We start from the raw sequence: 13107 nt of genomic DNA, 5'->3' as shown, positions 1-13107 counted from the left end.
TTATCAACAACAATTAGTTAAAAAGGATTTCTGAAGTCACACTTTTTTAAGTTGTTGATTATTTCTACTGAACTTACAAAAAATCACATTATTTTAAAAATCGAACTTGTACTGCAAACCACCTAATACTTGGATTTGCTGAGTTGGGTAACTTAACCATCTTTGGTATTCTTGACTAGCTACATTATTAGCCTTTATAAAAGCTGTAAAACGATTAGACACATGATAACCTACATTTACATTAGCATCAAAGAAACCCTTTAAGGTTATTTCTTTACTAGCTAAACCAACTACGTTAGATTGCAACCTAGCATTTCTCTCTCCTATATAAAAGAAATTTAAACCTGCAAACCATTTATCATTAAACTTAAAATCTCCAAATAAACTAGCTTCTAATTGGGGGATATTGTACACCTTATCTAACTCATCTGTATTAAAACTACTATAAGCCACATCTAAACCTATAGAATAATTTTTATTTACCTGAGCTTTTAATTGAAATTCTGTTCTAAAAGTGCTTACATCATCATATACAACACCAAAAGAATTTGCCTTTTGGTAGTTTTCTGTTGCTACATTTACATCGTTAACAGCGTTCATTACGAACATATACTTATTCTTTTCTGCTCCATAAGCACCTTTAAGCGTATAATTTACTTTACCAGATAATTTTCCTTTTACTCCCAAATACGCTTCATATTGCCTATCTGTTGGAGCTACTCCTATTAATGGGGCTATATATTTATTCTCTTGAGCAAAACTATAATATGAGTTTTGTTGCAAGTCTCCATTTAACCCACCAATAGCTATCACCCTATCACCTAACAACCTATAAGAAGCCGCAACTTTTGGGTAAATAAAGAAATCTGACTCACTATTTTCTGCATCTAAGCCAAATACAAATTGTGCTCCTAAATTAAGCGTTAAATCATCTCTCAATAATTCTAAACTTGGCTGAACACCCGTTTTTAAATAACTATACTTTAAAACTGCTGATGATTGATCGAACTCTCCTCCTACATAATCTAACACCCCTTTAATATTCACCAATTTATCAGCAACATTTATTTCAAACTCTGGCATTAAAACTATGTTGTTTTCGGCTGCATTATAATCATCCCAAAATCGTCTATAACTTATATCTCCTCCTTTAAAAAAGGAATCATCAACTTCTACATGACCACCCAACAAACCAGTCATATAAGTATGAGAAGCATCGATATCTGCACGTTGAGCATCTGTTAACTCATAAGAGGTACCATACCAATTATAAAGCTGATGTTTAAAACCTCCTTCTATCTGATAAGACAATCCTTTATCTCTTTTTGCATATACTAAACTTAAATCTGTATCATAAAATTTATCATCTAACTGTACTCCATCAATTTCTCCTTGAGTTGAATGATGATTCAAACCAACCGTAAAGTTATCTGTATTATTAACTGGCAAGGTTGCATAAAACTCGCCTAAAACATTTAAATAGTTACCCACTGCTAATGAAGCATAATTATTATATAACTTTTTAGGAGCTTGCTTTTCTACGTTAGCTGCTTTTCCTTTAGCTGGTGTAAATGTTGAAGCTACTGGCACCGACTCTATCTTGTACTCTACATTCTTTTTAGTTAATTCTGTACTATCATTTACAGCTGGAACCTCTTTCACTTTAAAAGCGTCTGATACAGAAGGAGTATATGGCTTAACAACATTAATAACCTCTGTACCTATGTTTTCATCTTCTTGAGCAAAACCATTTGTTCCGACCAACACAAAAACGATATATATAATATATTTTGTCATACTTTCTTTTCTTGAATCAAAAATTATTCTTGGTTTTTATTATCTTCAAGAGGCTCAACATTAATAGATGAATTCCTTTTAGCCTCTAACTGCTTAATCCTTTGTAATTCTATTTGCGCCTCTTCTACAACATCTTCATATTGAGTGAAGTTTTCAATTACTCTTTCTAAAATATATGTTGCCTGATAAGAATCTTCCAGCTCATAAAAATTCTTAGCCATTAACACTAAACTCTTAGCCGCATAATACTTATAACCCGAATAGTTTTTAGTTAACTCTTGAATTGTCTTATTAGATTCCTCATAATTTGAATCTTTATTTTCGAAATAAGCCTCATAGTACAATGCTTCTGCAGCTAAAGAACCCTTAGCTATTTTTTGCACTTCTTCATAAGCTATTTTTGCCTTGTTCTCATCTCCAACTTTTATAGCAGAACGAGCTATAATTACTTGCGAATCGCTAATAATAGCATCGCTGTTTTTAGGGTTTTTCAACACTTTTTCTGCATAAACAACAGCCTGATCATACTGTGCTAATTCATAATTAACTCTCATTAAGTTAGACTGAGCAAATACTACATTTTGCGGAAAATCTGCCTCTGCTTCTAAACGCACTAATACTGGCTTAACCTCTTGCCAATTATTGTTTTCTAAGTACAACTGAGACAACCTTACCAAAGCCTGTTCTGTAAATTCATTTCGAGACTGATCTATTACAAATTTATAATGCGGAATAGCTTTCTCTTTATCATCTTTTTTATAAAGCATTTGTCCTAAATAAAAATGTGCTTGAGTAGCATGTAATCCGTTAGGAAAACTTTGCAAATAGCTTCTAAAACTAGCTATAGCCTGATCTGTTTTTTGTTGCAAAAATTGTTTCTCTGCTGCTTCATAAGTAGTGTTATCTAAATCTGCATCAGACACTTCAACAAAGTCCAATGTTTTTACCCAAGTAGCATATTCGTCTACCCTATTTAAATCAACATAAATTAATCTTGCGGTAGCTACTGCCTGATTTGCCTCTGCAGAACCTGGGTAATTGACAGCAACTTGTTTAAATTTATTTAAAGCCTGTTCATTACTGTCATTATTATAATGAACCAAACCTTGTTTAAGCATACCTCTGGAAACATATGAACTATTTGGATGTTTATACACTAGATCATCATATGTTTTTAATGCTTTTTCACTCTCATTAACTATTACATAAGTATTCCCTAATTCAAACAAAGCATCGTCTCTATATTGCGAATTAGCAAAATCATTTAAAAACAACTTTAGGTCGTTAATTTTCTCTTGATTTTTACCCACAAAACCATACGAAATAGCTTTTTGAAAGTGCGCATAATCTGCATCGATATTATTTAACTTTTTAGCTTCATTGTAAGCCTCCATAGCCTTCCAATAATCTGTAGTCACAAAATAACTATCACCTAAACGCAAGTAAGAATCGTTTAATCGTTGTATATCGTCTTTGCTTTTTTCTATATGATTTTTAAAACCATCTACAGCTTGAGCATATTCCTTTTGTTTAAAATAAGCATAAGCTATCTGATAATCTAAATTTTTAGCTTCAGCATATTTAGTCAAACTATCTTTCTGCTGAAATTGCTTAAAACCAATTAAAGCCTCTTGGTAATTATCTAACAAGTAATCGCATTCCGCTTTCCAGAATTGTGATCGGGCTGTTATGTTTTTTGTTCTAGGCTCTTTTAATGATTTGTCAAAATGATTCTTAGCCTCATTAAACATTCCTTCGTTAAATAACTCTACACCTCTATAAAACGCTACTTTTTGATATGCTACTTTGTAATTATAACCTCCCTTTCCCTCTAATAAGACCAAGGCTTCCTTGTAATTTTTTGAAGTGATATATGAATCTATCAATAAGTTTTCTAATTCTTCATTATTTAGATCATTTGGATAAGCTTTCATATAAGAAGCTAATACTTCAGGAACTGGCTGATAAGGATTTCCTATTTCGTAACTTAACTTGGCGTAATTCAACCAAGCATCTTGTTTCATTTCAACACTAAAATCCATCTCCGATGCATTTTTAAATGCGTTTAAAGCCTGTTGCTTCTTACCTGTTTTAACATAACATTCTGCCAAATGATAATAAGCGTTTTGTGCTACTGAATTCTTTCCGTCAATTATTTTATTAAACTCAGATATAGCAGCTTCATATTCATGTCGTTGATAATAAACATATCCTAATTGATAATGATCTGTATTTGTCCACTTTCCTTTTTTTCCTTTGTACTCTTTTAAATACGGTAATGCTTTATTGTATTCCTTTAAGTTGAAATAACTCTCACCTACAATCTTGTTTAACTGAGATCTCTCTTCTGCATCTGAAGCCAAAGGAAGTCTTTGGCTAGCTAAATCTATCGCTTGTTGAAATTTACCTAGCTTGAAATTCATATCAGCCTGAAAATAAGCCATTTTCTCTTGGTATTTCTCTTGATCTTTTACTTGATCGAATAAAGTATTAGCCTCTTGGTAATCATCTCCTTCATAAGCAATGTACCCTAGATAATATTTAGCTTGTGAACCATAAACCTTAGAGTCTTCAACTAAATTAAAATACTTTTTAGAGGCTTTTTTCTGATTGGTATGAAACAACGCATAGCCCTTTTTAAAATAAAAAGGCTCTTTTTCTTTTTGAGTTAAATTAGATTCATCAACCTGATCGTACCATTTTAAAGCATGAGCATACTTACTATTTCCATAATAGTAATCTGCAACATCATTAAAAGCTGCATTTTTCTTAGTACTAGTTGGATATTCCTCAACAAAAGAAGTTATCAATTCATCAGCTCCTGATTGATTTAACCTTACTGCACAATTAGCTATATAATAGGTGCAATCTGCATCTATCAACTCATCTTCTGAATTATTTTTTATTTTCTGAAACAAAGCCTGAGAGGCCAAGTATTGTTCTGCTTTATAAAGCGACAAAGCCTTTAAGTACGGTGCAGAATCATGGGTGTAAATTTTAGTTTGTTGCCCCCAACTTAAGGCAAAAGCCCCAAAAACGAACAAACCTAATAAGGAATTCTTATGAATCATATAATGCTTTTTTAAACATTCATTGCATTGCTTTGTAAACACTAGTATAAAAATACATATTCACAGTTGTTATAACGCGCAATCTAAAAAGAAATTATGGCAACTTATTAAATATTTTGTTAACAGTACAAATCTAAAAACAGATAATTTATTTTAAGAATAATTCTTCTCTTATAATTCTTTGTACTTAACACTTAATGCTTATTTTTACTTTCAAAATTACCATTTTTATGTCTGAAACTGTTTTATCCTTAAAGGAGGCTGCTATATACCAAAAAGATAATTTAGTATTATCTGATGTTACCCTTAACATTAACAAGGGTGAATTTATTTATCTTATTGGTAAAACTGGAGCTGGAAAAAGTAGTTTTATGAAAACTCTTTATGCTGATTTACCATTAAAAGAAGGTGATGGCTCTATTGTGGGATATAACCTAGCTACTCTTAAAAATAAAGAAATACCACATTTAAGACGCAAGTTAGGGGTTGTTTTTCAAGATTTCAAACTACTATCAGACAGAACTATTTTCAATAATCTAGAGTTTGTATTAAAAGCCACAGGATGGAAAAACAAAGCAGAAATGAAAATGCGTATAGATGAGGTTTTAACCAAAGTAGGTATGAATTCTAAAGGTTTCAAATTTCCTCATGAATTATCTGGTGGAGAACAACAACGTATTGCTATTGCCAGGGCTTTATTAAATGACCCCGAACTAATTATTGCAGATGAACCAACAGGTAACCTAGACCCTCAAACCAGTATAGAAGTAATGGGTATTTTAAGAGAAATTAACCAAAACGGAAATACTATTTTAATGGCTACTCATGATTATGCTTTAATTTTAAAATACCCTTCTAAAACTTTAAAACTACAGGACGGGAAAATTTTTGAAGTTGTACAGAAAAAGGTTTAATCATTATCAGCCCTTAAAATGACCACATTTAAATCTACCAAAAGAATATTTAAACAAATATTTAATGAAATTATAAATGAATCTAGCATTAGTGATATTGACGAGGCTGCATTTCCGGCTTATGCTCATAAAAACATTTTAATTGATTATTTATTTTGGAAAAGAATTGAAGTTGCTTTTGATTATGCACAAAGAAACAATAACCCTAAAAAAATATTAGATTTTGGTTGTGGTTCTGGAGTATTAACTTATTTATTAGCCAACAACAAACATGAAGTAACTAGTACCGATATTGAATTTTCTCCTTTGAATCTAGTAAAAGAAAAAATAGACTTCCCTTCTGAGGTGCGTTTTATTGAAGGAGATATTATTTCCAACGAATTAAATCATAATTATTTTGATATTATTTATGCTCTAGATGTTTTAGAACACGTTGACAACATAGAAGAATATATAAAGCTATTTGAAAAACTTTTAACTCCAAATGGTGTTATTATTGTTTCAGGACCTACAGAAAACATATTTTACAAAGTAGGAAGAATATTTGCCGGAAAAAGATTTACCGGTGACTACCATCTTACAAATATTGCTAAAATTAAACAGGATTTTAAGCAATTTCTTAATGTTAATACTTTAAAAAAACTTTTCCCCCCAATTACTTTATTCGAGTTATTTACAGCAAGTAAACATTAACTTTTGTTCCTTTTACTAACAAAATTATTTATTCCTAAAAACAATAAAAATACAGCTATCCAATGGGTATAAAAAAAGTATCGGGTTAAGCCATGAACAGATACACTTATAAGCACCCTATTTACCAATACAACCAATAGTAAGAAAAAAGCCCATAAAACTAACTTATTCTGATTCTTGACATATTCTAGGAATAACAGAATTAGAGACAATACATATACTAAGACTATTGGCATACCACCTATTCCGGTTTTAAAACTTTGAAAAACTAACTTGAACCATTTCTTAAAAACATGTGGTAACAACTCAAAAAATAATTCTTTATGTGTTTTTTCAAGTTTAAAATGTGCCTCTAAAACATTAGGTAGGCTTTTCTCCTTATCTAATAAATAATAATCTAACACATCTCTTTTAACAGTCTGGTTACAAAGTGTTGGCAATTCATAATGATAAAAAAAGTAATTATAATCTATTGGTTCTTCATAATATTTATGAGAGGAATTATCTACCCCTTTAGCTTTAAACTTTGATTTAACTAAGTTAAATATTTCTTTTTGGTTTTCAGTTTCTAAATATTCTACATCAGTATCATCTGCAACAAATAAAACAGGAGTAACAAAGGCTGTCCAAACAAATGGTGTTGAAAAATATTGCTTATGAATTATTTTATGGTATACATTATCAATTACAAAGACAGACAAAGGAATCATTAAAAACACAATAATGTATTTTAATTTTAACTTTTTTGCGTAGAAACTTAAAACAAGTTCAGTTAACAAAAAGACTAAAATTAAAAATTGAAACTGCCCTCTAATAGTTATTAATATCACTACAAAAAGACACAATAACACAGCTGACTTAAACTTCCTTTGGATAAAGACTCTATAACTCAAATGAATTACTTGCAAGAACAAAGCAAAAGATACTCCTTCGGTTGAAACACTTGTTACCGTATAAACATTACTATCAAAAACAGGATAAAACAGTAATAATAGTATTGTTATATATTGATATATTTTTAAATGAAAGTGCTTTAAAAAACAAAAGACAAATACATATATGGATATGATTATAGCTATAAACTGAATACCAACAACAGCGTTTAAATAATTTTCTTTAAAAATAAAATGTAAACTTCTTAAGAAAAAAGGATAACCTGCAGAAACATAAGGCCTAAGACCAAAATAAGCATTTGTATCTAAATAAGTTATTGGCCCTTGTATTAACAAAAAAACAAAGGACATCAAGGTCAAAATCACAAAAACGCCTAGAACTAATTTGTTTTTAACTAGTATATTATTTTTAATGAAATTATTCACCATCCTTTTTTTTCGACAACTCTTTTTTTAATAAGCCTATTTCTTGGGTTAATGTTTTTATATTTTCTTTCAATAAAGATACTACTACCGACATTTGAATTAGTATTAACAATAATATTACAAAAGCTAAAATAAAAAGTAATGAAGGTGCATAATGTACTTCAAAAAAATCTGCAAGAAACCCTATACTATCTCTAAAAAAAGAGAAAAATATCATTACTCCAGATAACACTATCCACAAAATAGCATATTGCTCTTTTAACTTCCCTTTATAAATTAAAAAGAAAACCAAAAAACAAAATAATACTGAAAAAAATATACTAAAAACTGTTATCATTTTTTTGCCCGATTTTTAAACGAATATACAAAAATAAGGACCCTATACTTACTTTAAACATATAAAACAAAGCCTTTAACCCACTTATAGAAGACACTCCACCAGTTCTAGCTCTCATTAAAACCGGAACTTCTAATAATTTAAATTTATTATTTACAAAAAGAACTATTACCTCAGGTTCTGGGTAATTTTCTGGGTAATACTTACAAACTTCTTCTATAGCTTTAGAATCTAATGCCCTGAAACCAGATGTAGTATCTAAGATTTTTGTTTTAACTAGTATATTATTTAACAATGAAAAATACCGAATTCCTAGCCTCCTTAAAAAACTAGACTGAAAACCTTCTTTATTTAAAAAACGAGAACCAATTACCACATTAGCTTTTCTTTCTATAATTGGTTGTACTATTTTTGATATATAAACTGGATCATGTTGTCCATCTCCATCAAACTGTACCGCTATATCAAAATTATTTTTTTGAGCATATAAATAACCGGTCTGAACAGTTCCTCCAATTCCCAAATTTATAGGTAAATCTATATAGTTAACTTTTGCTTGTTTTATTATATCTAAAGAATTGTCTGTAGAACAATCGTTAACAACAAGTATTTCGTATTTTAGTTCTGAAGTATTGTTTAACACTTCTTTTAACTCAAAAAGTGTTGAAGCAATAGTTTCTGCTTCATTATAACAAGGAATAACAATTAATACTGAATAACTCATGTTACAAAGAACGTAAAAACAAAAACATTATCACCTCCTTATTTTTCATTATCCTTTTTATAAATATGTGGGTTTTTGCGAATCCCTTTTTTAAACAGTTTTCTTATTCCCATTCGCAATTTACCATCTATAGATAGCACAAAGTTTCTTAATTTTTGATTTGGTCTTCCTTTAAAAGAAGTAACATGAAAATTTGTATGCCTATCTAAAGGAACTTTAGAAAAGTAATAATTAGAAATACATTTTCTACCTACATCATTTTTTACTTTATTTACAGAATGCCAAGATTGATTGTGTGTAGCCATAACAACCAATCTGTTAAACTTACTAACTATTTCAATACTTTCTTTCTTTGGCCCTTTTGGCCATAATTCTAAGTTACCTCCGTATTGTTTTTCCCAATTATTAGTAACATAATATAATAAATTTAACACCCTCCATGACTCTCTATTACTATCATGTGAATTATCTAAATGTGGATTTAAAAAACAATCTTCTCTCATTAACGACAAACCTCCTGCGTACAGGCTACTGTCTGGCAGTATATTAGTTTCTATCTTACAAATAGACGCTATAAACTTCACTATTCTTTCATCTTGAAAAGCAAATAAAACCTCTTCTAAAAGAGGATCGTGTTTGTTCATTTGTGCAGATACATATTTGTACTCTTTCAAGCTTTTCTTTAGTACCATATCTTTTTCTAAAGGAAAGTATTTTTCGAGCTCTAAGGCAATTTCTTTAGGTAGTAAATCATCTACATAAAAGTATCCTATTTCCTTAAAAGAATTGGAAAACATATGCAAAAGCGACTGTTCATTTCTTTGTAATTTCTCTAAAATAATATTGGCTATTTCTGTACGTTGCACTATTTATATAAAAAATGATATATTGAACAAAAATAGTTATAAAATTGCACTATTGAATTTATTTTATGGTTTCTATTCTTATTCCTACATATAATTACGATATCACTGCATTAGTTAACAACATATTAATGCAAGCAAAAGGATTAAAAGAAGCTTATGAAATAATTGTCTGTGATGATTGTTCCAACAACAATATAAGCTTACTAAAAAACAAGTCTTTTTGTATTAAAAACCAACTCGTATTTTTAGAGAACCCCAACAACTTAGGCAGAACAAAAACTAGGCAAATTTTAGCTCAAAAAGCCAAATACAACTGGTTGCTCTTTTTAGATTCAGATGTATTACCTAAAAGCAATACTTACTTGTTAAATTATATTAAGCATATAACTCCAGAATTAGACTTAATATATGGAGGTTTTACTTATGAAAAACAAAAACCTGAACCGGACTATTACTTACGTTGGTACTATGGGAAGGAAAAAGAAGATATTGAAGCAAAATTAAGAAGCAAAAAACCATATAAAACTATTATTTCTGCAAATATCTTAATACGAAAAGAAGCCTTTTTAAATGTCAACTCTCATTTAACTGATAATAGGTACGGTTACGACAATTACTTTTCAATACAATTAAAACAACACAATTACAAGGTTTTACATATTAACAATGAAGTATTTCATTTAGGATTAGAAAAAAACGAAGTTTATCTAAAGAAAAAAGAGCAAGCTGCCGAAACTATATATCATTTATACCAACTAAACAAGTTTAAAGACCCACATATTAACGGGTTATTACACTCTTTCTTGACTTTAAAAAAATATCATTTAAAAAACATTTACCTGTTTCTTTTTAAATTGGTTAAACCTATTTTTACAAAGAATTTATTGAGTAAAACACCTTCTATACTTATATTAAATTTATATAGGCTTGGTTATTTTTGCTCTTTAACAAAACAAAAAAATGCCTAATTTCTCTATAGTCATAACCGTTTACAATAAAGAGTTACACATTGCAAATACTATAAATAGTGTACTAAGTCAAACTGTTAAAAGTTTTGAAATTATTATTGTTGATGATGGCTCTACTGATAATAGCAAAAAGGTATTGAACTCTTTTAAAGACCCGAGAATTACCATTTATAGCATCCAAAATAGCGGTGCTGCTGCTGCAAGAAATTTTGGGATAAAAAAAGCTACAAACAAATTAATAGCGCTGTTAGACGGAGATGACTATTGGCACCCGTTTTATTTAGAAGAAATTAGTTTGCTACACAAACTTTTTCCGAATGAAAAAATATATGCAACTGCTTTAGCTTTTAGAACCAAACACCATACCTATAATGCTAAATATGCAATTCCAGATAAAAGACACCAGATCATAAACTACTTTAAAGGCTCAAAAATAAGAACACTTTTAAGCTCATCAAGTGTTGTTATTCACCAAGAAGTTTTTGACAAAGTTGGTTATTTTGATGAAAAAATATATAGCGGACAAGATACTGATTTATGGATTAGAATTGGTTTACATTATCCTATTTCATTCTCTAAACGAGTTTGTGTTGACTATATTGATATTAACAATAGCCTTTCTAACACAACTGTAGACGTAAACAAAAAATGCAGATTTGATAAATTTGAAAAAGAAGAGAAACAGAATCCTGATTTAAAACAAATACTAGATTTCAATCGCTTTTCATTAGCTATTCTCAGCAAATTAAATAACGATTCAAAAAACTATCAATATTTTAAATCTAAAATAGATGTAACTAATTTAAATTGGAAACAAAGACTGTTATTAAAACTACCTTCTATACTTTTAGTTTATTTAACTCATATTAAAGAATACTTAAAGAAAAATAAAATTATACTAAGAGTTCTTGATTGATTTAAATTTTGCGAAATCTCTAATATAATCTTCTTCATCAAACATTTCTGAAGCTAACACTAAACAAACCGAACCAGAAGAAAAATTTGTTAGCTCTCTCCATATCCCCGGTACTATTAACAAGCCCTTATTAGGTTTGTTTAAAGTAATTATTTTCCCTTGACCAAAACCATCTTTCAACACTACATCAAAACTACCTGATAAAGGAACCAAAAACTGAAATAATTTTTTATGTGCGTGCCCTCCTCTGTAAGCATCTGAAGGAACATCATATAAATAATAAACCCTATTAATAGAAAAAGGAATGGTTCCATTTTCTATTACCGAAAGATTCCCTCTTGGATCTTGAATTTTAGGCAATTCAATTAGGTTTATATCTTCTAAGGTTGTTGTCTTTAAATTGTGTTGATCAATTCCTCCCATTGCTTAGCTATATTATTTAAACTTAAATGCTCAACACTAATTTTAGCATTCTTTTTGCATTTAATGTATAAGTCTTCCTCAAAAATAAACGAATTCATAGCATCTGCAAATGATTGGGACTCATAATTTTCTACTAAAAGCCCGTTTTCTTTGTGTTTGATAACTTCTTTTGGCCCTGATTTGCAATTTACACTAACTACTGGAGTACCGCATGCTAAAGATTCTGGAATAACCATCGGGAAACCTTCATATCTACTTGTTAAAACCGTAAATAAAGCCTTTCTGATATATGGATAAGGATTAGACTTAAACCCTTTAAAGATTACATATTTTTCCAACCCTATTTTTTTTGATAAGACTATTAGTTTTTCCTTATCTGGTCCATCTCCTAAAATAATTAACTTGATATTATTTTTGATTAAATCTGACTTAGAATATGCGTCTAATAAAAAGCTGATATTTTTATGATCATCATCTAACCTTCCAAAAAATAATATATACCTATCTTCTATTTCACACTTTTGATTAAATAGCAATTCTATCTCTTTTAAATCAAAAGGGTTATAAATAGTTTTTGCTTTAATTTTACTATATTCTTCATTTACTCTTAAAGCAATGCTTTTACTAACAGCAACCATTGCATGCGCCTTACTATAGTTGTAATTTACTAAACTCTTAAATTTAAAAAAAACATTCTTTAAATTATAGTTATGTAGCATATATACAACTTTTTCTTTCCTGTAAATTATTTGAGTAATAAGCAATTCTCTTACAGTTGCTACTCTTGCTCTATGATCTATTATACAGTCAAAATTGTTTGCTTTTAAATAATTATTAAATCTTATCAACCTATTAAGTCTACCTTTAACAGTGTTATCTTGATCTTTTAAAGCACCTAAATTCAACAACTTTCCCTTATAGGGGTATTTTATATGATTTAAAACTGTAACCACATGTACTTCATAACCCAAATTAGAAAACATTATAGAGTGGTTTGCCGCCACCTTCTCTGCCCCACCCCTACCTAATGAAGATGCTATTATGCAAATCTTTTTTTTATTAGTACTTTGCAAACTTTG

Annotated in this window: 12 protein-coding genes; 4 read left to right on the top strand and 8 right to left on the bottom strand. The window is 29.5% G+C overall.

The genetic code is table 11. From position 1 onward, the window contains the following. Positions 1-93 precede the first annotated feature (93 nt). Both ACFQ1O_RS13715 and ACFQ1O_RS13710 read right to left on the bottom strand, forming a co-directional pair. On the bottom strand, positions 94-1797 hold the full coding sequence (locus tag ACFQ1O_RS13715) for a TonB-dependent receptor (RefSeq protein ID WP_377716846.1): 1704 nt from the start codon (positions 1795-1797) through the stop codon (positions 94-96). Positions 1798-1820: 23 nt separating this feature from the next. After that, a complete protein-coding gene (locus tag ACFQ1O_RS13710) occupies positions 1821-4868 on the bottom strand; it encodes a tetratricopeptide repeat protein (RefSeq protein ID WP_377716844.1) in 3048 nt (1015 codons plus the stop codon). 230 nt (positions 4869-5098) lie between these two features. On the opposite strand from ACFQ1O_RS13710, the gene ACFQ1O_RS13705 reads away from it, so the two are divergent. Beyond that, positions 5099-5782 (top strand): cell division ATP-binding protein FtsE, encoded by a 684-nt coding sequence (locus ACFQ1O_RS13705; RefSeq protein WP_377716842.1) that lies wholly within the window; start codon positions 5099-5101, stop codon positions 5780-5782. An 18-nt stretch (positions 5783-5800) separates the two neighbouring features. After that, positions 5801-6475, top strand: a complete 675-nt coding sequence (locus tag ACFQ1O_RS13700; protein ID WP_377716840.1) for a class I SAM-dependent methyltransferase — start codon at positions 5801-5803, stop codon at positions 6473-6475. On the opposite strand, the gene ACFQ1O_RS13695 is transcribed toward ACFQ1O_RS13700, so the two are convergent. The 4 genes from ACFQ1O_RS13695 to ACFQ1O_RS13680 form a co-directional block, all read right to left on the bottom strand. Next, positions 6472-7719, bottom strand: a complete 1248-nt coding sequence (locus tag ACFQ1O_RS13695) for a hypothetical protein (RefSeq protein WP_377716838.1) — start codon at positions 7717-7719, stop codon at positions 6472-6474. The genes ACFQ1O_RS13700 and ACFQ1O_RS13695 overlap by 4 nt on opposite strands. Before the next feature lie 67 nt (positions 7720-7786). After that, the gene (locus tag ACFQ1O_RS13690) at positions 7787-8131 is read right to left on the bottom strand and encodes a DUF2304 domain-containing protein (RefSeq protein ID WP_377716836.1); all 345 of its coding nucleotides are present in this window, start codon (positions 8129-8131) and stop codon (positions 7787-7789) included. Next, positions 8115-8855 (bottom strand): glycosyltransferase family 2 protein, encoded by a 741-nt coding sequence (locus ACFQ1O_RS13685; RefSeq protein WP_377716834.1) that lies wholly within the window; start codon positions 8853-8855, stop codon positions 8115-8117. The genes ACFQ1O_RS13690 and ACFQ1O_RS13685 overlap by 17 nt, the downstream gene beginning before the upstream one ends. Positions 8856-8893: 38 nt before the next feature. Then, positions 8894-9721 (bottom strand): 2OG-Fe(II) oxygenase, encoded by an 828-nt coding sequence (locus ACFQ1O_RS13680; RefSeq protein WP_377716833.1) that lies wholly within the window; start codon positions 9719-9721, stop codon positions 8894-8896. A 65-nt stretch (positions 9722-9786) separates the two neighbouring features. Here ACFQ1O_RS13680 and ACFQ1O_RS13675 point away from each other — a divergent pair, with 65 nt between their 5' ends. Together ACFQ1O_RS13675 and ACFQ1O_RS13670 are read left to right on the top strand one after the other, a co-directional pair. After that, entirely contained in the window at positions 9787-10689 is a 903-nt protein-coding gene (locus tag ACFQ1O_RS13675) for a glycosyltransferase family 2 protein (protein WP_377716831.1), read from the top strand. Continuing rightward, positions 10682-11605: a glycosyltransferase family 2 protein gene (locus ACFQ1O_RS13670; RefSeq protein WP_377716829.1), complete on the top strand. Its 924-nt coding sequence runs from the start codon at positions 10682-10684 to the stop codon at positions 11603-11605. Before ACFQ1O_RS13675 ends, ACFQ1O_RS13670 begins: the two co-directional genes overlap by 8 nt. Here the strand turns inward: ACFQ1O_RS13670 and ACFQ1O_RS13665 are convergent. After that, the gene (locus ACFQ1O_RS13665) at positions 11588-12028 is read right to left on the bottom strand and encodes a sugar 3,4-ketoisomerase (RefSeq protein ID WP_377716827.1); all 441 of its coding nucleotides are present in this window, start codon (positions 12026-12028) and stop codon (positions 11588-11590) included. The genes ACFQ1O_RS13670 and ACFQ1O_RS13665 overlap by 18 nt on opposite strands. Then, positions 12001-13101 carry a glycosyltransferase gene (locus tag ACFQ1O_RS13660; protein WP_377716825.1) on the bottom strand — a complete coding sequence of 367 codons (1101 nt, stop codon included), beginning with the start codon at positions 13099-13101 and terminating at the stop codon, positions 12001-12003. Before ACFQ1O_RS13660 ends, ACFQ1O_RS13665 begins: the two co-directional genes overlap by 28 nt. Between the last annotated feature and the right edge of the window lie 6 nt (positions 13102-13107).

This window comes from Pseudofulvibacter geojedonensis (genome assembly GCF_042675745.1).
Taxonomy (GTDB): Bacteria; Bacteroidota; Bacteroidia; order Flavobacteriales; family Flavobacteriaceae; genus Pseudofulvibacter; species Pseudofulvibacter geojedonensis.
This window is presented reverse-complemented; position numbering and strand designations above follow the sequence as displayed.